Raw genomic sequence first — 18,239 nt, 5'->3', positions numbered from 1 at the left:
GGAACCGATCAGTCAGAGTGATAAGTCTGGGGTGGCGTTCGCCACCAGGCATTCCTTGGCGCTCTTCTTGAGTTTTTTGATCAGCCGCTCCTGACGCAACGCATCGCTTTTGTCGCGACAGCGTTCGGTGTAGACCAGAGCCATGGCAGGGCTGGAGAGAAAGAATCGTGCGCCCTTGCCGCTTTGATGCTTGGCGAAGCGGCGCACGGGATCATCGCTGATCCCGCAGTAGAGCGAACCGTTGGCCGCGCGAACGAGATAGACGAACCAGGTTTTGCTCGCGGGTGTTTCGGCGTCAACCGGGCTTTCGCTGAGGGTGGTCACGTAACGATCAGGGCTTGAAGGAAAACAAGCCGCAATCTTATCAGCGACTGGCCTGGAATGCCTTCAGGCCCTTCAATGCCTGTGCGCGAACGGCGTTTCGCACCAGCGGCGTCCAGCCCAGCAACAAGCCTTTGAAACCCAACGCCTGACGCGACCAGGTCCATAGATCGAAACTGTCGTGATGTTCGCAAATCTTGCCGTCACGGAAGACAAAACGCGCCTGGATATCGTTGACCACGGTGTTGCCGGTCTGGCTGAACAGATAGGTCGCGACCCAATGGGCGCCACCGGTGTGCTCGTCGGCGTGAACATGATCGAAGGTCAGGGAAAAGTCCTTGGCCCGAGTGGTCAGCATGCGCCACATGTCACTGGCATCGCGACCGCGAAGCTCACCGAACGCCGGGTCGCTGAACACCACATCATCGGTGTAGCAGGAAGCCATGGCTTCGGCATCCAGGCGCTGGAAAGCCTGGTAGAAACGGGTGATCAAGGCGCTATGGGCTTCACTCATTTGCGGGCTCCCCTGGATTTACATAATGGCTTCGAAAGATTGCCTGCACGATAGTCTGCAAATGCATCGAACACTATCGGCATTCATGACGAAAATAGCGCAATGACTATTCCCGTCATTTCAGTACGACATTCCGCTGTCCCGGGCGTAGGAAAAAAGATCAACGTCCGTGGAAATACCCAGCCGGTGCATGGCCATGTTCTTTTGTTTGCTAATGGTCGACACGCTGCGATTGAAGTGAATGGCGATTTCACTCACGGTCATGCCACTGGCGAGCATTCGGACCACTTCATGTTCCTTGGCTGACAGTGGCGACTCGTGAATCTGACTGCGGGTATTGACCAGCAACGTGCGCAGGGACTCGCTGAGGTAGCGGCGCCCTTCCTCCACCGCATTGATTGCCAGGGGCAACTCCGTCGCCGATGCGGTTTTGGCAACGATGGCCTTCACCCCTTGAGCCAACGCAGCCCTTGCCGTCGCCACACTGGTAAACATCGTCACCAGAATGATCGGCAAGGCCGGGTAATGGCGTTGAATCGTACTCAACATTTTCAAGCCATCGGCCTGCTGTCCTCCCGGCATGGAGAAGTCAGTGATCAGCAGGTCGCAGGATGTGCTTGATAGCAGACTCATCAGGCTGTCGGCACTGTCGGCCTCGCCGACGATCACGCATCGTCGGCTGGCGTTGATGAGTATGCGCAGCCCGACACGAACGACGGAATGGTCGTCAGCAATTACGACTCGCATTGTGGGATACCTCCTGCTTATGGCGCGAAGGCGCGGAAAGTAGCGCCGTTCTTACCCCTTCCACAACGCCCCGAAAAAACCTCCAACGTCGCACCCTCAATGAATTCAATGGGCTAACTCTTTGCCCATCTAACAAACAGATGGTTCCTACATTGCAGCGCGATGACGACTACGCGGGAGGACTACAACCAAAGGACTCCCCCGTTAGAAAACGCTACGTAGTCCGCAACACTCTTTCATACACGCCCCTCTCTCTTTTCGTATTTGTTGCATTCCTCCCGCCTTACCTGCCCGCTAAGTTGTGGCCTGCCAAGCAGTCCGTCGTACCCGTACAGAACTGCGCTCACTCAGTGCCTGACCATCGAATACATGAACAAGACGCCAATGACCCTGCTCACACAATCCCTGCGGTGCCTGTATTGCGAGCCAAGCCAACGGTCTTTTATCCGGGAACTTCAATGAGAGACTTCAAGACAATGTTTTTGCAGCAGGTGCGCCGCTTGACCCATACGGGTATCGGTGCCTGCGCTCTGTTATGGGCCGCACAGGTCCACGCCGACGGCATGGTGCCCGATACCTCCGTGGTCATCGTCAATGAGGCCAACGGGGAAACCGCTGTATCAGTGACCAACACCGACGCCACCCTGGCACTGCTACACGTCACCATCGAAGACATTCCCGAAGACACCGAGCCATTGGTGTTCGTGACGCCACCCTTGGCACGCGTTGAAGCCGCCAAGACGCAGTTGGTGCGCTTCATCCTGCAATCAGAAAAACCCCTGCTCACCCAGCGTTTGAAGCGGGTGATTTTTGAAGGCATCCCCCAAGGCAAATCTGCTCCCGAAGCCGGGCATGCCCGTGTGGGTGTAACGGTGCGCCAGAACCTGCCGATCATCCTTCACCCCGCAGGCCTGGCGCCCAACCGCACACCGTGGACTGACCTGAAATGGTCGCTGCTGAATGGTCAACTGACCGTACGCAACGAAACACCTTATGTCGTACGCCTGGCTCAGGCGGTACAACTGCTGCCTTCCGGGGGCGCTGCAACGCTACCGCGAACCTATGTGCTGCCTGGTGAGCACATCAGTGTTTCGGTCCCGGCAAAGGCTGCCACCCAGGTTCGAATTCATCCCGCGACCGTCTATGGCTTTGCCGTGCCTCCCTATGACGCACCGCTCACGCCCCAGAGCTGACACCACCGATAGCGCCGCACAGGGAAGAGCAGACGCAGACATTTCAACGTGACGGCCTGTTTTGCCGTCGCTACATGCGTAACGGAAGCCGTAGCGGATTAAGCCGGCGCCCAGACATAACCCAAGTGAACCTCATGAACACCGTATTGAAATACCGTGATGGCGAAGCCATGCCTGCGATTCGGTCGGCCAGCACGTCCCCTCATCTGTCGCGGGTTCGGACCGGCATGGTGTTGCTGCTGAGCAACGTGCTGACAGGGCTCGAAGCCAATGCCGAAGATCTCAATGCTGCTGCGTTGCTGACCTCCTTTGACCAGAAAATGCTGAGTCAACGCGGTATCGACCCCAGTCTCGCCACCCTGCTGCTGGCTGCTCCGAGCTTCACCGCTGGCCGACATCCGATCACCCTCACGGTCAATGGCCTGCGCCGTGGCCGAGTGGACGTCACGTTCAATCGGGAAGGCGACTTGTGCTTTGACCGTGCCCTGCTCGATGCGGCAAACCTGACCGTGCCTTCAATTCCGGTCAACGACAAAGGCTGTTTCGATGTGCTCGCCACCTGGCCGCAGGCCCGAATCGAACAGGATCCAGCCAACCTCGGACTGTCATTGATAGTGCCCACCCAGGCGATACGTCCGACAGTCCGGGATATCTCGGGTTATCAAACCGGAGGCATCGCCGGGTTACTCAACTACGACGTCAACAGCCTTCACAGCCAATACGGCAATCAATCGAACCGCTACCTCTCAGCCAATACCGAAGTCGGTTTCAATGCCGGAGACTGGATTGTGCGCAGTCGTCAGGTGCAGACCTGGCAGAACGATGTGTCCCGCACCACTCACCTGGCGGCTTACGCCCAGCGCACCTTTGCCAGCCATGAGACGGTGCTTCAAGCGGGTCAGGTCAATCTCTACAACCCGGTACTGGCCGGTGCGCAGATCACCGGCGTGCAAGTCATGACCGAGCAGGCCCTGCAGGTGGAAGGCCAAAGCACTCCCATCGACGGGATTGCCCAGAGCCAGGCTCAGGTCGAAATTCGGCAGAACGGTTCGCTGATCCACTCGACAGTGGTGCCGGCCGGACCGTTTTCCCTGAATAACGTACGTCGACTCGACAGTCGCTCCGATGTTGAAGTCACCGTCAAGGAAGCGGATGGCAGCGAGCAACGCTTCACGGTACCCGTCGCCATGCTCGGTGTTGGCCTGCCGGCTCCCGGCTTTTCGTTGGCCGCCGGCCAGGTACGCAGTCTCGGCGCGGCACAAAGCGCCGAACCATGGGTGATCAGCGGCGGCTGGAGTGGAGCACTCAACCCGAATGTCCTGCTCAGCACCGGCGCCACGGGCGCCGCCGACTACCGTGCTGCGGGCACAGGCCTGAGCTTGCTGCCAGGGTCCGGCACACAGATCCAGACCACCCTGCAAATGGCCGACACCAGGACCCGCCAAGCCGACAGAGGGCTTCAGGCCGACCTGAACATTTCGCAACGTTTGGGTGAACAGTGGTCGATCAATGCCGCAACTTCGCACCGGACCTTTGGTTATCGCGAACTGTCGGAGGCGGTGTTTGACACTCGATCGGAACGTAGCCAGTCGCGTTACCGCGATCAGCAAAGCTTGTCACTGGCCTGGTCAACTCCCGGGCTTGGCGCGTTCAGCAGTGGCTTCAGCCGCTCAACGACATTCAACGGGCAAAGCAGCAGCCGCGCCCTCGCGTCCTGGGGCACCAACATCAGAGGCGTGTCCGTCTCGGCCACAGCGCAAAGGCAAGTCAGCGGTACACAGCGCAGCGATGACAGCGTTTACCTGAGCCTCAGTATTCCTCTAGGTGAAAACCGCCGGGCGCGCACCTGGGTGCGCAGTTCCGCTGGCGATTACCGCAGCGGTGTCGGCCTGAACGAGCAGGTCAACGATCAGTTGAGTTACCGGGTCGGCGTTGAGCACGACACACGAGACAAGCAAGTGCAGTCCTCGGCGGGGGTTTCCCTGCTGCCGCGTTACAGCCAATTGGACTTGAACTACACCCGCTCCGATGCCGAAAGCTCCAGCTACCAGGTTGGCGCGCGTGGCGGTGCGGTGCTGCACGGCGACGGCTTGACGTTATCGCCATACCCCGTACGGGACACCTTCGCGCTGCTCTCGGTAGGCGATGCAAGTGCCATCAAAGTCTCGACCCCCAGCGGTCCGGTCTGGACCGATTGGCAAGGTCGAGCCGTGGTTCCCCGGCTGGCTGCCTATGGTCGCAGCCCGATAGAAGTCGACACCCGCTCGCTGCCGCGCAACCTCGATATCAACAACGGGCTGGCCGTGGTTTCCGCGGGGCGCGGGGCCGTCGACAAGGTCGAATTCGGTATCACGCTGACCCGTCGTGCCTTGCTCAAAGTCACCACGGACAACGGTGCCCCTCTGCCCCGTGGCGCGACGGTAAGCACCGCAAACGGCGAGTTCGTCACGCTCGCTCAAGAAGGTGGACTGGTGTTTCTGCCCAACGTCCTCGACAACCGCGAGCTGTGGATAACCGCACCGGGGCTGGAGCGCTGCGAACTGCGTTTCGAACTGCCGGCCAAGGCCAATACCCAGGTGTATTACGAGACCGCCGCCGCCCGGTGCCGGACTCTTTAAGGATGACCTTATGAAGCAGCGCCCCCATTTGTCGTTAACACTCGCCACGCTGATGTTGAGCGCACTGACGCCTCAGGCCTGGGCGCTCGCCGATGAATGCCAGCTCACCCTGAGTCAGCCGGTAGTCGATTACGGTTTGACGAATCGGGCTATACGCGCCGATGCCTCCGCAGAGCGAACCTTGGGCGAGCGCCGCTTGAGCCTGAACCTGAGCTGCACCCAACCCACCGACATGACCCTGTTCTACCGCGCCATGGCCGCGACCGCCGAGCGCTTTCGCTTTGCCGAACGCGGCAGCTATGCGGTGCGTATGGGTGACGCCGTACTCGATGGGCAACCTGTGAGCCTGGGCCTGATTTCCGCCGTCGGCCAGGTACCTGACGAAACCGCTTCGAGTCTGCTTTGGCGACCTCAGCAGGCCATCGTTCCGGTTCGGGGCGGTGTCGCGGTGCAAGGGCAAAAACTTTCGGCGCAACTGGAACTGTCAGCCTGGGCGCAGGAAAAAGCGTTGCAGGTACGTGACGCCGTTGTCTGGGAAACCACCGGCCTGTTGGATGCGGTCGCTACGGGACGCTCAAGGGAGATAACCCTGCGCGCCAGTTTCGCGCCCGCCGCGTGCAACGTGGAACTGTCCAATGGCGGCCAGGTGGAGTTCGGTCGGTTATCGATAAACGACCTCAACCCCGACAAAAGCACCCGACTGCCGCCCAGGGATTTAACCCTGCGGATTGGTTGCGACGCCCCGACACAATTTGCCCTGGTCATGCATGACAACCGCTCAGGCTCGGCAACGGTCGACAGCGAGATTTACTACGGGCTGGGTCTGGATCACCGCAGCAACAAGATCGGCCTGTATTCACTCAACGTCAATCCCGCCAACGCCAGCGCCGACAGCTTTGCCCGCCTGTATCGAACCGACTCCACCACCCTGGGCGTGGCCTGGAGCACCTCCAGTTCGAACCCCATACCGATCGCCCAGAAAAGCTACCTGGGCTTTACCGACAGCGCCGGCAGCACCGCAGGGCCGGCCTCGATCCAGAACCTCACAACCACGGTTACGGTCGATGCCGTCATTGCCCCCACCGCGAGCCTGGACCTGAGCACCGCCGTTCACCTCGACGGCTCAGGAACGATCGAAATTCTATACCCGTAACACCCACCCTGCCTTTGAACCCGAAGTGCAATCACGCGCTCCGGGCCATTCAAGGTCAACAACAGCAAGGAAGTTTCACCCATGAAAAAGTACTTCGCAGCACTCACCACAACGGCACTGATCAGCGCCGCTCCTTTTGCTCTCGCAGCTTCGAGCACTGACCTGACGGTTACTGGCCTCATCACGCCTGTCGCTTGCACGCCGACCTTCTCTGACGGCGGTATGATTGATCTCGGCAAGATCTCGTCAGGAGACCTCAATCAGGACCAGAACACTCTGGTTGGCAGTCATCCGCTTACTTTGACCGTGAACTGCAGTGCAGCTGCTACATTCTCCATCAATCCAATCGACAATAATCCCGGTACGGCAATTGATGGTTGGTTTGGCCTTGGCCTGACCGATGACGGGAAAAAGCTGGGATTCTTTTACCCGGAAATTCTGCGAGCCACAGCAGATGCATCCGCGGCTGATCCTATCGAATCAAACGACAGCGGAACCACCTGGGCGAAAGCGGACTCTGCTCAACCGGGATATTGGCTGTCTGTTGCCAATACTGGCGATACCGATCCGATCGAAGCACAGGTTGTCGCCATGGACTTTAAGGTTGATACATACATTGCCCGCGCCGACGGGCTGGACCTGACCAGCGAAGTCCCCATTAATGGCTCCGCGACATTCGAAATTGTTTACTAATTAGGGCCAAGGTGCTGAACCGTTCGTTGCCTGAATGAACGAGCGGTTCAACACCCATACCTTCTTCTCGAAAAGGAAATGACCGATGAAGCGTATCCCTATAGCCCTGACTGCAGCGCTGTTGGTGAGCACTACGACTAGCGCCCTTGCGGCGTCTAGCGCAGACCTGACAGTCAACGGCATCATCACTCCGGTCGCCTGCACCCCGACTTTCTCCAACAACGGTCTTGTCGACTACGGAAAAATCTCCCGGCAGGACCTGAACGTCGACAAACGGACGCAACTGCGTGACGAATCCCTCGACCTCAACATCAGCTGCACGGCACCTGCCCGTTTCGCCTTGATCATGCGGGACAACCGGGAAGGCTCGGCCATCGGCAACAGTGAGATCTTTTACGGCCTGAAGTTCGACCGCAGCGGCAACAAGATCGGTCTGTACTCACTGAACTTCGACCCCGCCAGAACCGTAGTGGACGCACTGGTTCAAGTGTATCGAACCGATTCCACCACTGGGGGGCGGGCGTGGAGCACCTCCAGGTCCAACCCCATACCGATCGGCGCCAAAGGCTATCTGGGCTTCACCGATGTGGCGGGCAGCACCGCAGGTCCTGTCGCGATTCAGAACCTGAGCAGTCGGGTCAATCTCGTCACGGTCATTGCACCCACCTCAACGCTGGACCTGACTGACGATGCAACACTCGATGGCTCGGCGACCCTGGAGGTTATCTATTTGTAGACGCCCCATTGCATTTAAGTTTTCTCACTGCTGACCTGCACATACAGCGCCCGCCCGGCACCGAGACCGGCGATGATCGCCCCCAGGCCGATGACGCCGAAGATCCAGCCCACGGCTGTCCAGCCGCCGGTCCAGTCATGCACGATACCGACCGCGAACGGCCCCATGGACGCCAGGGTGTAACCAAAACCCTGGGCCATGCTCGACAGGTTCGCCGCCACATGGGAATCCCGCGAGCGCAGCACAATCAGGGTCAACGCCAGGCTGAACGTGGCGCCCTGCCCCAGCCCCAGCACAATTGCCCAGCCCCACAAGCCTTCGATCGGTGCATACAGGCAACCGAACAGACCGCCGAGGGTCAGTGCCATCACGATCACAATCGCCAGGCGCTGATCCTTGCCGCGTGTAGCCAGCCAAGGCGCGGCGAGGGAGCTGACCAGTTGCACGATCACCGAGCCCGACAGCACCAGCCCGGCCTGTGTCGGTGTCAGACCGCGCCCGATCAGAATCGACGGCAACCAGCCAAACACGATGTAGGCCAGGGACGATTGCAGCCCCATGTACAAGGTCACCTGCCAGGCCAGCGGATCGCGCAGCAATCCCCGAACGCGATAGGCGACGTTGTGTGCGCCGTGTTTCTGGCCGACTTGCGGCAGCCAGAACAGCGCCGCCGCTAATGCCGGAATGACCCAGATACCGAGACCCAGCGCCCAGCTCTTGTCGAAATGCTCACTGAGCGGCACCGTTGCACCCGCCGCCATCGCCGCGCCCAGGCATAGAGCCATGGTGTAGACGCCGGTCATGGTTCCGGCCTGTTTCGGGAAATCACGTTTGACGATGCCAGGCAGCAACACACCGATCACGCCGATGCTGGCACCGGCCAGCACACTGCCGGCAAACAGGCCGATCTCACCAAACGAACTGCGCAGGATGATCCCGCCGGCGAGTGTCAGCAGAATGCTCAACACCACCCGCTCGGCACCAAAGCGGCGGGCCAGTACCGGCGCCAACGGCGCAAACAGGCCAAGACACAACACCGGTAACGTCGTCAGCAAACCGGCCTGCGATGCCGACAAGCCAAGGGACTTCGAGACCTCGCTGAGCATCGGCGCCATGCTCGACAGCGCCGGGCGCAGGTTCAAAGCCACCAGAATCAGTCCCAGCAGCAACAGCCATGGACGGTGCAGGACCGGGTGAGTTTGCTGGACCTGTTCATCATCGGCCTCGGCGTCGATCAACAGCTCTTCAAGCTCCGCCGTGCGTTTGGACAGTGAAAGGTGATGGGTGGTCAGGCTGTTCTCGGTTTCACGGTTCATTGATCAACTGCCTCGACAGGGCTTTGGCACGCTCCGGGTCGCGTTGTTCGACGGCATCGAGCAACTCGATGTGCAGGTCGAACACTTCCTGGCGGCGCGGGACGATGTTCAGGGTCTGGCGCAACTGCGCACCAACGATGCTGGAGAAATAGCGATACAACTCACTGAGGGTCGGGTTGTGCGCGGCGTCCACCAGCCGGCGGTGGAACACCAGATCGCAGGCGATGTAGGTATCGAGATCGCCATGGTAGTGGCTGCCACTGACACCCAGCGCCTCGCGCAATGCCACCAGGTCTTCATCGGTGCGGCGCATGGCTGCCAGCCCGATGGCCTCGACTTCGAGGATGCGCCGGGTTTCCCGGGCCTGCTCAAGGGAGCAGCGGGAAAGCGCCTTCAAGGTATCGAGCGGATCGACCACCGCCCGCAGGTAACTGCCGTCGCCCTGACGGATCTCGATCAGTCCGGAAAACGCCAACACCCGCATGGCTTCGCGCACGGTGTTGCGGCTGATGCCCAGCTCGGCGGACAACTCAGGCTCGGTGGGTAAACGCTGTCCCACGACCCACACGCCCTGGTTGATGCGCAGGCGCAGTTGGTCCAGAGCCTGATCGACCAGGGATCGTTTCACTAATGGAGAAATTTCTGACATGGAATTCGCCCTTTCATCCAATCATAGGATGAATTTTCTGACATGGTAGTCAGCTTGTTTCCATAGAGCAACCACCGGGGATTTGGCAACGCGAAACCTGTGGGAGCGAGCTTGCTCGCGAAAGCGGCGGATCAGTCACCATCAGTGTTGAAGGTGGCGGCCTCATCGCGAGCAAGCTCGCTCCCACAGGGACTGTGGCAAGACCATCGAATGTTCAATTCCAGGCAAAAATAAACCCGGAACTCAGTCCGGGTTTATTTCACTGCCTGGATTCGATCAATGCAGGATCTGGCTCAGGAACAGCTTGGTGCGTTCGTTCTGCGGGTGGTCGAAGAAGTCGTTCGGCGCGGCCTGCTCGACGATTTCGCCCTTGTCCATGAAGATCACGCGGTTGGCCACGGTGCGGGCGAAGCCCATTTCGTGGGTCACGCAGAGCATGGTCATGCCGTCTTCGGCCAGGCCGATCATGGTGTCCAGTACCTCTTTCACCATCTCCGGGTCGAGTGCCGACGTCGGTTCGTCGAACAGCATGATTTTCGGCTTCATGCACAGCGCGCGGGCGATCGCCACACGCTGTTGCTGACCGCCGGACAGTTGCCCCGGGAACTTATGCGCCTGCTCCGGAATGCGTACGCGTTCCAGGTAATGCATGGCAATTTCCTCGGCCTTGCGCTTGGGCATCTTGCGCACCCACATCGGCGCCAGCGTGCAGTTCTGCAAAATGGTCAGGTGCGGGAACAGGTTGAAGTGCTGGAACACCATGCCGACTTCACGACGGATCGCTTCGATCTGCTTGAGGTCGTTAGTCAGTTCCACGCCGTCAACCACGATGCGGCCCTGCTGGTGTTCTTCCAGACGGTTGAGGCAACGGATAGTGGTGGACTTGCCGGAACCCGACGGGCCGCACAACACGATTCGCTCGCCCTGCYTGACGTTGAGGTTGATGTCCTTGAGTACGTGAAACTGGCCGTACCACTTGTTCACGCCCTGCATCTGAATAATGCCTTCAGGGCTCACAGGTTGTTTGATTGCTTCGCTCATCACAAAACTTCCTAAATTAGGTAGCGACTTAGCGCTTGTGGCCAGTGTCGAGCTTGCGTTCCAGATGCATGGAATAGCGCGACATACCAAAACAGAAAATCCAGAACACCAGGGCTGCGAACACATAGCCTTCAGTGGCCATGCCCAGCCATTTCGGGTCGGCGGCGGCTTGCTTGACGCTGTTGAGCAGGTCGAACAGGCCGATGATGATCACMAGGCTCGTGTCCTTGAACAGCGCAATGAASGTGTTGACGATGCCGGGGATCACCAGCTTCAGGGCTTGCGGCAGAATCACCAGACCCATGCTGCGCCAGTAACCCAGGCCCATCGCCGCCGCYGCTTCGTACTGACCTTTTGGAATCGCTTGCAGACCGCCGCGAACCACTTCAGCCACGTAGGCCGACTGGAACAGGATCACACCGATCAGTGCCCGCAGCAGYTTGTCGAAGTTCATGCCTTCAGGCAGGAACAACGGCAGCATCACCGAGGACATGAACAGCACCGTAATCAACGGCACGCCGCGCCAGAACTCGATGAAGGTCACGCAGACCACCCGAATCGCCGGCATGTTCGAACGACGGCCCAGGGCCAGGACAATCCCCAGCGGCAGCGCACCGGCAATGCCGACGGTGGCGATAACCAGGGTCAGCATCAGGCCGCCCCACTGGCTGGTCGCCACGTTGGTCAGGCCGAAAATGCCGCCATGCAACAGGAAGTAGGCAATGATCGGGTACAACACCAGGAAGCCCAGCCCGTGCACCGCTTTATGGTGAAAGCGCGAGATGAACAACGGCGCCACGCCGACGATCGCCAGCCACACGGTCATGTCCACGCGCCAGCGCAGTTCCGGCGGGTAATAGCCATACATGAACTGGCCGAAACGCTGCTGGATGAACACCCAGCAAGCTCCGTCCTTGGTGCAGTCGGCGCGGGTCGTGCCCACCCAGTTGGCGTCAAGGATGGCCCAGTGCAGGATTGGCGGAACCACCAGGTAGATGAGGTAGAACGCAAACAGGGTCAGCAAGGTGTTGAGCCAGCTGGAGAACATGTTCGCGCGCATCCACGCCACCGCACCAATGCTTCTGTTCGGTGGAGGCATGTCAGGTTTGAAAGTATGAGTACTCATGCGCTTTTCCTTACCGCTCGATCAGCGCAATGCGCTTGTTGTACCAGTTCATCAGCATGGAAATGCTGATACTGATCGCCAGGTACACGCTCATGGTGATGGCAATCACCTCGATCGCCTGACCGGTCTGGTTGAGCACGGTGCCGGCGAACAGCGAGACCATTTCCGGATACCCGATACCGGCCGCCAGCGAGGAGTTCTTCGCCAGGTTCAGGTACTGGCTGGTCAGCGGTGGAATGATCACGCGCAGGGCTTGCGGGATGATCACCTTGCGCAGGGTCGGACCGTTGCGCAGGCCGAGGGAATGCGCCGCCTCGGTCTGGCCATGGCTGACCGACTTGATGCCCGAACGCACGATCTCGGCGATGAACGCCGCGGTGTAAACGGTCAGGGCCAGTGTCAGCGCCAGCAGTTCCGGGATCAGTACCCAGCCGCCAATGAAGTTGAAGCCTTGCAGCTTCGGCATTTCCCAATGCAGCGGTGCACCGAAGATCAGCGCGCACAAGGCCGGGATCACCAGGAACAGCGCCAGGCCGACCCAGAACTTGTGGAACGGCACACCGGTTTCTTCGAAGCGCTTGGTGGCCCAGCGGCTCATCAGCACGATGGCAACGATGGCCACCACGACACTGACTACAAACGGCCAGAAGCCGTCCGCCATCAACGCCGCCGGCATGTTCAGGCCACGGCTGCTGACGAAGAAGGTATCGCCGAAATTATGGCTGTTGCGCGGCCCCGGCATGGTCAGGAACACCGCGAAGTACCAGAACAGGATCTGCAGCAGCGGCGGGATGTTGCGGAAGACTTCCACGTACACCGTCGCCAGCTTGGCAATGATCCAGTTCTTCGACAGTCGTGCCACACCGACGATGAACCCCAGGATCGTCGCCAGGATCACGCCGATGAAGGTCACCAGCAAGGTATTGAGCAGGCCGATGACAAACACCCGGGCGTAAGTGTCCGCTTCGGTGTAGTCGATCAGGTGCTGAGCGATACCGAAACCGGCACTGCGCTCAAGAAAGTCGAAACCGGAGGTAATGCCCCGGTGCTGAAGGTTGGTTTGCGTGTTGTCGAACAGAAACCAGCCTAACGAGACCACCCCGATAATCGTGATGATCTGGAATACCCAAGCACGCACGCGTGGATCGCTGAGGCTGAGCCTCTGCTTTGGTGCGCCGATTGAATTTTGCATGAAGTGCCCCGGAAATAATGGAACAGAACATCACCCGGCGGTTGGCCCACCGGGTGATAGAACCATCAGCGCACTGGTGGTGCGTATTGAATGCCGCCAGCGTTCCACAGAGCGTTCAGCCCGCGGTCGATTTCCAGCGGAGTGCTCTTGCCGAGGTTTTTCTCGAACACTTCGCCGTAGTTGCCGACTTGTTTGACGATCTGCACGACCCAGTCTTTCTTCACTTTCAGGTCTTTGCCGTATTCACCGTCGGTGCCGAGCAGTCGGGCAACGTCAGGGTTCTTGGTGCCCTTGGCTTCGGCTTCGACGTTCTTCGAAGTGATGCCGGCTTCTTCAGCGTTGAGCATGGCGTAGCCAGTCCAGCGCACGATGGCCAGCCACTCGTCGTCGCCATTACGCACGACCGGGCCAAGAGGTTCCTTGGAAATGGTTTCCGGCAGAACCACGTAGTCCTTCGGCGAAGCCAGCTTGCTGCGCTGGGCGAAAAGCTGGGATTTGTCGGAGGTCAGTACGTCGCAACGACCGGATTCCAGCGACTTGGCGCTTTCGTCGGAGGTGTCGAAGGTGATCGGGGTGTATTTCAGGCCGTTGCCGCGGAAGTAGTCGGAAACGTTCAGCTCGGTAGTGGTACCGGCCTGGATGCAGATGGTCGCTCCGTCCAGTTCTTTAGCGCTTTTCACGCCCAGCTTGTTGTTTACCAGGAAGCCGATGCCGTCGTAGTAGGTAATGAAGCCTGGAAACTTCAGGCCCATGCCCGCGTCACGGGAGCTGGTCATGGTGGTGTTGCGCGACAGAATGTCGATTTCGCCGGATTGCAGCGCGGTGAAGCGCTCCTTGGCGTTCAACTGGCTGAACTTGACCTTGGTCGCATCGCCGAAGACCGCAGACGCTACAGCACGGCAATAGTCAGCATCGATACCAACGATCTTGCCGGTGGAATCCGGAACCGAGAAGCCTGGCAGACCATCGCTGACGCCACACTGCACGAAACCTTTCTTCATCACTGCATCCAGGGTTGCGCCCGCCTGGGCAAACCCGCTGACACCGAGTACCGCGGCTGCAGTCACGATAGCCAGGGTGGATTTCAACATCTTCATTCAAACCTCCAGTTTTGCTCTTGTTGTGTCGGAGCGTGAGTCCTGTCGCACCCTTTTGAGGCGTAGTCGACCCGTGTTGGCTTGTTTTGGGGTCAACCGACGTAAGACGTTAGCTATGAGTCTAGTAGGAGAAAATCCACGTCATGGAAAACTCACTCTCACCAGTCGGCCGAACGGGCGGTAGCCCTTTCACGTTCGCGAAGCCCCGTAGCGGCCCTTGGCGAACATCCATCACCGGATTCATTGCTATCCCACAGTCGGCAGTACACTGATAGTGTTACCGCCGGGCATGAGATGTGTTGCACCATTTCTCCATAGCAAAGCCCGTACCACACCGCCTACTAAAGCGGTTCAGCAGCAGGTCAATAGCAAAACTTGTACCCTTGCGACATCTTCTTAACGGATCAACCCGACGCGCACTTGGATCACGCACTTAATGAGCGCGCACGCACAACATTGGAGCAGCCATGACCAACCCCTTGATTCTTGAACCTGTCAAGACCGCAGACGCCTGCGTCATCTGGCTGCATGGCCTGGGCGCCGACCGCTATGACTTCTTGCCGGTGGCCGAAGCGCTACAGGAAAGCCTGCTGAGCACCCGCTTCGTTTTGCCCCAGGCACCGAGCCGCGCCGTGACCATCAATGGCGGTTACGAGATGCCGAGTTGGTACGACATCCTGGCCATGAGCCCGGCACGCGCGATCAATCGCGAACAACTCGAAGAGTCGGCCAACTGGATTATCGAACTGGTTGAGGCGCAGCGCGCCAGCGGAATAGACGCCTCGCGGATTTTCCTGGCAGGTTTTTCCCAGGGCGGTGCCGTGGTGTTCCACACCGCGTTTCTGAAATGGCAGGGACCACTGGGTGGCATCGTTGCCCTTTCTACTTATGCACCAACCTTCAGCAATGAACTGGAACTGTCCGCCAGCCAGCAGCGCATACCGGTACTGTCGATGCACGGCCAATATGACGATGTGGTGCAAAACTCGATGGGACGCAGCGCCTACGAGCATTTGAAGCAGCGTGGTGTCACCGTGACATGGCAGGAATACCCAATGGGTCACGAAGTGTTACCCGAAGAAATTCGCGACATCGGCACATGGCTCGCCGAGCGCTTGCGTTAAGCATTCCTGTTTAAAAGCGCCCTTTGATCCATCCCACTACGCCGCGCCTGATTCTTGCATTACACTGGCCGGCGTACATTCCTTAACCAATTGATGAGATGACCGTGCTCAAAGCACTCAAGAAAATGTTCGGTAAAAGCGAGACTGAGCAACTCGCGCCAGTTCCCAGCCCTGCGTCTCACGCTCCCGGCCACCGCACCGACGGTAATCAGTCTGAACGGGCCGCCACCACCGCGGCACCCAAGCATGAGCCAAAGACCGCAAAAGCTGCCCAGCCTGCGGCGATAACAGCCCCGGAGCAGCCGCTCAGCGAAACGCCGAAACCCGCCAAACCGCGTCGCGAACCCAAGCCCAAGGCGCCGATGATCCCCTGGAAACTCGAAGACTTCGTCGTCGAACCCCAGGAAGGCAAAACCCGCTTCCACGACTTCAAACTCGCCCCTGAACTGATGCACGCCATCCAGGACCTGGGCTTCCCGTATTGCACGCCGATCCAGGCCCAGGTGCTGGGCTTCACCCTCGCGGGCAAAGACGCCATCGGCCGCGCCCAGACCGGTACCGGCAAGACCGCTGCGTTCCTGATCTCGATCATCACCCAGTTGCTGCAAACCCCGCCGCCGAAAGAGCGCTACATGGGTGAGCCACGGGCACTGATCATCGCGCCGACCCGCGAACTGGTGGTGCAGATCGCCAAGGACGCCGCCGACCTGACCAAGTACACAGGCCTCAACGTCATGACGTTCGTCGGTGGCATGGACTTCGACAAGCAGCTCAAGCACCTCGAAGCCCGCCACTGCGACATCCTCGTGGCCACGCCGGGCCGCCTGCTGGACTTCAACCAGCGCGGCGACGTGCATCTGGACATGGTCGAAGTGATGGTGCTGGACGAAGCTGACCGCATGCTCGACATGGGCTTCATCCCGCAAGTGCGCCAGATCATTCGCCAGACGCCGCCGAAGTCCGAGCGTCAAACGCTGCTGTTCTCCGCGACCTTCACCGAAGACGTGATGAACCTGGCCAAGCAATGGACCACCGACCCGTCGATCGTCGAGATCGAGTCGCAGAACGTGGCCAGCGAAAACGTCGAGCAGCACATCTACGCGGTGGCCGGTGCCGACAAATACAAACTGCTCTACAACCTGGTCAACGACAATGGTTGGGAGCGGGTGATCGTCTTCGCCAACCGCAAGGATGAAGTGCGGCGCATCGAAGAACGCCTGGTGCGCGACGGCATCAACGCCGCGCAACTGTCCGGCGACGTGCCACAACACAAGCGCATCAAGACTCTGGAAGGTTTCCGCGAAGGCAAGATTCGCGTCCTGGTCGCCACCGACGTGGCCGGTCGCGGCATCCACATCGACGGCATCAGCCACGTGATCAACTTCACCCTGCCGGAAGTGCCGGACGACTACGTGCACCGCATCGGGCGTACCGGGCGTGCCGGTGCCGACGGCGTGTCCATCAGCTTTGCCGGTGAAGACGACTCCTACCAGCTACCGTCCATCGAAGAACTGCTGGGCCGCAAGATCAGCTGTGAAACGCCACCGACGCATCTGTTGCGGGCGATTGAGCGCAAGCGTCCGCACTGAGTGACGTTGCAAGAACAAGCGCAGCCGGAAACGGACTGCGCTTTTTTTTCGTCCGGCTTTTTTCAACAGGTGCTTGCTCGAGACAACTAAAAGTCCATAATAGACAAATTAGTTTACTTCCAGCTCCGGAGCCGATCATGTCCAGTACGCCGCAAGTGATTACCCAAGCCCAGGCTCGCGAGCTACTGGCGCAGGTCGATGTGCCGCAGATCCTGCGCAAACTGTTCCGTGACCTGGCCGCCGGGCAAGCCGTACAACCGGCGCAGCAACTGGTGGAGTTTCCACAGGGCGCCGGCGACTTCATCAACTACCTGGGCGTGCTGGCCGAAGACGGCGTGTACGGGATCAAGACGTCGCCGTACATCGTCCGTGAACAGGGACCGTTGGTGACAGCGTGGACACTGTTGATGTCGATGCAAACCGGCCAACCGCTGCTGCTTTGCGATGCAGGCGAACTGACCACGGCACGCACCGCTGCGACCACAGCGGTGGCCGTCGATGCCCTCGCGCCACTAACAGCCAATCGCCTGACCATCATCGGCAGCGGCAAAGTGGCCCAGGCGCACCTGCATTACGTGAAAGGCCTGCGCGACTGGCAGAGCATCTGCCTGTACTCGCCGAGCCTGAGCGAAGATGCCGAGACCGTGAGCCTGCTGAAAAATATCGAGCCACGCCTGAACATCGTCGACAGTCGCGAAACCGCCGTACAGGACGCCGACGTGATCATGCTCTGCACCTCGTCCGCCGGTCCGGTGATCGATCCGTCGAGCCTGCGCAAACCGGCGCTGATCACCTCCATCAGCACCAACGCGCCGCGCGCCCACGAAGTGCCGCCGCAGTGCCTCAACGACATGCAGGTGTACTGCGACTATCGCCTGACCACCCCGGGCTCGGCCGGTGAAATGCTGATCGCCGCCGAGCAGCACGGTTGGGACAGGAGCGCGATTGTCGGCGACCTGCCCGACCTGCTCAGCGAAAAAGTCCAGCGCCCGGATTACGATCGCCACGTGTTTTTCCGCTCGATTGGCCTGGGCCTGGAAGACATTGCGCTGGCCAATGCGATCTACCACCTCACGCACTAACACCAACAGTCACCTGTGGGAGCGAGCTTGCTCGCGATAGCTAACTGT

17 protein-coding genes are annotated in these 18,239 nt (G+C 59.6%); 8 read left to right on the top strand and 9 right to left on the bottom strand.

The window, feature by feature from the left end:
- Positions 1 to 12: 12 nt before the first annotated feature.
- The 3 genes from AB4Z35_RS17095 to AB4Z35_RS17085 form a co-directional block, all read right to left on the bottom strand.
- Complete coding sequence (locus AB4Z35_RS17095; protein WP_442098257.1) at positions 13 to 324, bottom strand: GIY-YIG nuclease family protein; 312 nt, start codon at positions 322 to 324, stop codon at positions 13 to 15.
- A gap of 40 nt (positions 325 to 364) precedes the next feature.
- A complete protein-coding gene (locus AB4Z35_RS17090) occupies positions 365 to 835 on the bottom strand; it encodes a nuclear transport factor 2 family protein (RefSeq protein ID WP_442098256.1) in 471 nt (156 codons plus the stop codon).
- Between the two features lie 120 nt (positions 836 to 955).
- The gene (locus tag AB4Z35_RS17085) at positions 956 to 1,582 is read right to left on the bottom strand and encodes a response regulator (protein ID WP_442098255.1); all 627 of its coding nucleotides are present in this window, start codon (positions 1,580 to 1,582) and stop codon (positions 956 to 958) included.
- Positions 1,583 to 2,040: 458 nt separating this feature from the next.
- Here AB4Z35_RS17085 and AB4Z35_RS17080 point away from each other — a divergent pair, with 458 nt between their 5' ends.
- The 5 genes from AB4Z35_RS17080 (at position 2,041) to AB4Z35_RS17060 (ending at position 7,975) form a co-directional block, all read left to right on the top strand.
- Positions 2,041 to 2,775 carry a fimbria/pilus chaperone family protein gene (locus tag AB4Z35_RS17080; RefSeq protein WP_442098254.1) on the top strand — a complete coding sequence of 245 codons (735 nt, stop codon included), beginning with the start codon at positions 2,041 to 2,043 and terminating at the stop codon, positions 2,773 to 2,775.
- Between the two features lie 134 nt (positions 2,776 to 2,909).
- The gene (locus AB4Z35_RS17075; protein WP_442098252.1) at positions 2,910 to 5,393 is read left to right on the top strand and encodes a fimbria/pilus outer membrane usher protein; all 2,484 of its coding nucleotides are present in this window, start codon (positions 2,910 to 2,912) and stop codon (positions 5,391 to 5,393) included.
- 10 nt (positions 5,394 to 5,403) lie between these two features.
- Positions 5,404 to 6,546 (top strand): DUF1120 domain-containing protein, encoded by a 1,143-nt coding sequence (locus AB4Z35_RS17070; protein WP_442098251.1) that lies wholly within the window; start codon positions 5,404 to 5,406, stop codon positions 6,544 to 6,546.
- Positions 6,547 to 6,627: 81 nt separating this feature from the next.
- Positions 6,628 to 7,239 carry a DUF1120 domain-containing protein gene (locus tag AB4Z35_RS17065; protein ID WP_442098250.1) on the top strand — a complete coding sequence of 204 codons (612 nt, stop codon included), beginning with the start codon at positions 6,628 to 6,630 and terminating at the stop codon, positions 7,237 to 7,239.
- A gap of 85 nt (positions 7,240 to 7,324) precedes the next feature.
- Positions 7,325 to 7,975, top strand: a complete 651-nt coding sequence (locus AB4Z35_RS17060; RefSeq protein WP_442098249.1) for a DUF1120 domain-containing protein — start codon at positions 7,325 to 7,327, stop codon at positions 7,973 to 7,975.
- Between the two features lie 14 nt (positions 7,976 to 7,989).
- Here the strand turns inward: AB4Z35_RS17060 and AB4Z35_RS17055 are convergent, their stop codons facing one another.
- The 6 genes from AB4Z35_RS17055 to AB4Z35_RS17030 all read right to left on the bottom strand — a co-directional run bounded on the left by AB4Z35_RS17055 (position 7,990) and on the right by AB4Z35_RS17030 (position 14,396).
- Positions 7,990 to 9,291 carry a CynX/NimT family MFS transporter gene (locus AB4Z35_RS17055; protein WP_442098248.1) on the bottom strand — a complete coding sequence of 434 codons (1,302 nt, stop codon included), beginning with the start codon at positions 9,289 to 9,291 and terminating at the stop codon, positions 7,990 to 7,992.
- Positions 9,281 to 9,940 (bottom strand): FadR/GntR family transcriptional regulator, encoded by a 660-nt coding sequence (locus tag AB4Z35_RS17050; protein ID WP_007998576.1) that lies wholly within the window; start codon positions 9,938 to 9,940, stop codon positions 9,281 to 9,283. The genes AB4Z35_RS17055 and AB4Z35_RS17050 overlap by 11 nt, the downstream gene beginning before the upstream one ends.
- A gap of 276 nt (positions 9,941 to 10,216) precedes the next feature.
- Entirely contained in the window at positions 10,217 to 10,981 is a 765-nt protein-coding gene (locus AB4Z35_RS17045) for an amino acid ABC transporter ATP-binding protein (RefSeq protein ID WP_442098247.1), read from the bottom strand.
- A gap of 28 nt (positions 10,982 to 11,009) precedes the next feature.
- A complete protein-coding gene (locus AB4Z35_RS17040; protein ID WP_442098246.1) occupies positions 11,010 to 12,107 on the bottom strand; it encodes an amino acid ABC transporter permease in 1,098 nt (365 codons plus the stop codon).
- Between the two features lie 10 nt (positions 12,108 to 12,117).
- Positions 12,118 to 13,299, bottom strand: a complete 1,182-nt coding sequence (locus tag AB4Z35_RS17035; protein ID WP_442098245.1) for an amino acid ABC transporter permease — start codon at positions 13,297 to 13,299, stop codon at positions 12,118 to 12,120.
- A 65-nt stretch (positions 13,300 to 13,364) separates the two neighbouring features.
- Positions 13,365 to 14,396, bottom strand: a complete 1,032-nt coding sequence (locus tag AB4Z35_RS17030) for an amino acid ABC transporter substrate-binding protein (protein ID WP_007998584.1) — start codon at positions 14,394 to 14,396, stop codon at positions 13,365 to 13,367.
- A 467-nt stretch (positions 14,397 to 14,863) separates the two neighbouring features.
- Here AB4Z35_RS17030 and AB4Z35_RS17025 point away from each other — a divergent pair, with 467 nt between their 5' ends.
- From AB4Z35_RS17025 to AB4Z35_RS17015, 3 genes are all read left to right on the top strand, one after another.
- Entirely contained in the window at positions 14,864 to 15,520 is a 657-nt protein-coding gene (locus tag AB4Z35_RS17025; protein ID WP_442098244.1) for an alpha/beta hydrolase, read from the top strand.
- A gap of 98 nt (positions 15,521 to 15,618) precedes the next feature.
- Entirely contained in the window at positions 15,619 to 17,109 is a 1,491-nt protein-coding gene (gene rhlB, locus AB4Z35_RS17020; protein WP_442098243.1) for an ATP-dependent RNA helicase RhlB, read from the top strand.
- A 137-nt stretch (positions 17,110 to 17,246) separates the two neighbouring features.
- Entirely contained in the window at positions 17,247 to 18,191 is a 945-nt protein-coding gene (locus AB4Z35_RS17015) for an ornithine cyclodeaminase family protein (protein WP_442098242.1), read from the top strand.
- Positions 18,192 to 18,239 lie beyond the last annotated feature (48 nt).

The organism is Pseudomonas sp. KB_15 (assembly GCF_052114525.1).
Lineage (GTDB): Bacteria > Pseudomonadota > Gammaproteobacteria > Pseudomonadales > Pseudomonadaceae > Aquipseudomonas.
This window is presented reverse-complemented; position numbering and strand designations above follow the sequence as displayed.

Excerpts from the sequence above, each read along its gene's own strand:
- AB4Z35_RS17090 (WP_442098256.1), bottom strand. The coding sequence starts at position 835 with ATGAGTGAAGCCCATAGCGCCTTGATCACCCGTTTCTACCAGGCTTTC.
- AB4Z35_RS17085 (WP_442098255.1), bottom strand. The coding sequence starts at position 1,582 with ATGCGAGTCGTAATTGCTGACGACCATTCCGTCGTTCGTGTCGGGCTG.
- AB4Z35_RS17080 (WP_442098254.1), top strand. The coding sequence starts at position 2,041 with ATGAGAGACTTCAAGACAATGTTTTTGCAGCAGGTGCGCCGCTTGACC.
- AB4Z35_RS17075 (WP_442098252.1), top strand. The coding sequence starts at position 2,910 with ATGAACACCGTATTGAAATACCGTGATGGCGAAGCCATGCCTGCGATT.
- AB4Z35_RS17070 (WP_442098251.1), top strand. The coding sequence starts at position 5,404 with ATGAAGCAGCGCCCCCATTTGTCGTTAACACTCGCCACGCTGATGTTG.
- AB4Z35_RS17065 (WP_442098250.1), top strand. The coding sequence starts at position 6,628 with ATGAAAAAGTACTTCGCAGCACTCACCACAACGGCACTGATCAGCGCC.
- AB4Z35_RS17060 (WP_442098249.1), top strand. The coding sequence starts at position 7,325 with ATGAAGCGTATCCCTATAGCCCTGACTGCAGCGCTGTTGGTGAGCACT.
- AB4Z35_RS17055 (WP_442098248.1), bottom strand. The coding sequence starts at position 9,291 with ATGAACCGTGAAACCGAGAACAGCCTGACCACCCATCACCTTTCACTG.
- AB4Z35_RS17050 (WP_007998576.1), bottom strand. The coding sequence starts at position 9,940 with ATGTCAGAAATTTCTCCATTAGTGAAACGATCCCTGGTCGATCAGGCT.
- AB4Z35_RS17035 (WP_442098245.1), bottom strand. The coding sequence starts at position 13,299 with ATGCAAAATTCAATCGGCGCACCAAAGCAGAGGCTCAGCCTCAGCGAT.
- AB4Z35_RS17030 (WP_007998584.1), bottom strand. The coding sequence starts at position 14,396 with ATGAAGATGTTGAAATCCACCCTGGCTATCGTGACTGCAGCCGCGGTA.
- AB4Z35_RS17025 (WP_442098244.1), top strand. The coding sequence starts at position 14,864 with ATGACCAACCCCTTGATTCTTGAACCTGTCAAGACCGCAGACGCCTGC.
- rhlB (WP_442098243.1), top strand. The coding sequence starts at position 15,619 with ATGACCGTGCTCAAAGCACTCAAGAAAATGTTCGGTAAAAGCGAGACT.
- AB4Z35_RS17015 (WP_442098242.1), top strand. The coding sequence starts at position 17,247 with ATGTCCAGTACGCCGCAAGTGATTACCCAAGCCCAGGCTCGCGAGCTA.